Genomic DNA, 980 nt, shown 5'->3' with positions numbered 1-980 from the left:
AAACGAAGTGCAACACTTCCATCTGGAGGTGTTGCCATGGGGCGGACTTACAAACAGCTCTCCCTTGACGATCGATGCGAGATTGCCCGCCTTTCGGCCAATGGCGGCTCGGTCGGGCAAATCGCGGCAGCTTTGGATCGGCCGCCATCAACGATCTCTCGGGAGCTGAGGCGGAACCGTGGCAGGCAAGTCGGCTACAAGCCAAGCTATGCTCAGCAGCAGACCCGGGCGCGGCGCTGGAAGGGCTCTCGCCTCGAGCGGGACGCCAGCTTGCGCCGCGAGGTCTTGGCAGGCTTGAGCCGCGGTTGGTCACCCGAACAGGTCGCAGGCAGGCTGGCCCGGGAACGTGGCCGTAGGGTGATCTCCTGCGAGAGCATCTACCGCTTCATCTACGCCCAGATCACACGCACGACGGACTTCACCTGGCGGCGCTATCTGCCTCGAGGCAAGAGCAAGCGAGGCCACCGCGGCAAACGAGGCGGGAGCCCCGCAAGCTTCATCGAAGGCCGTGTTTCGCTGGCAGAACGGCCTGCCGAGGTCGCCGATCGCAAAGTCCCGGGCCACTGGGAAGCCGATCTGATGATGTTCTCCAAATACCGGCAGGCCATCCTGGCCGTCCACGAGCGAACCTCGCGCCTGCTGCTCGCCGTTCCCATCGAACGCAAGTTCGCCGCCGGTATCGCTAGCCATCTCGTACGCCTGTTCAAAGCCGTACCGGAGGCACTGCGCCGTACCGTCACCTTCGACAACGGCACCGAGTTCGCCGCCCACCTTTCCTTGCAGAGCCTCTTGATGAAGACCTTCTTCTGCGACCCGCACGCGCCGTGGCAAAAGGGCGGCATCGAGAACGCCATCGGCCGCTTGCGCCGCTTCATCCCCCGAAAGACCGACCTCGAAAAGCTCCCAACCAAGCGCTTCCGTCAGTCCATTGCCGCCTACAACAACACCCCGCGCAAATGCCTTGACTTCAGAACCCCGGC

The 980-nt window shown here is 63.6% G+C and carries 1 protein-coding gene; it reads left to right on the top strand.

From position 1 onward, the window contains the following. Nucleotides 1-36: 36 nt before the first annotated feature. Nucleotides 37-980: IS30 family transposase (locus ACIPUD_RS39805; RefSeq protein WP_446482996.1), on the top strand; the 944-nt coding region annotated here is incomplete at its 3' end.

The organism is Bradyrhizobium sp. CAR08, assembly GCF_052871955.1.
The sequence above is the reverse complement of the archived record's forward strand: the minus strand, read 5'-3'. Positions and strand labels throughout refer to the sequence as shown.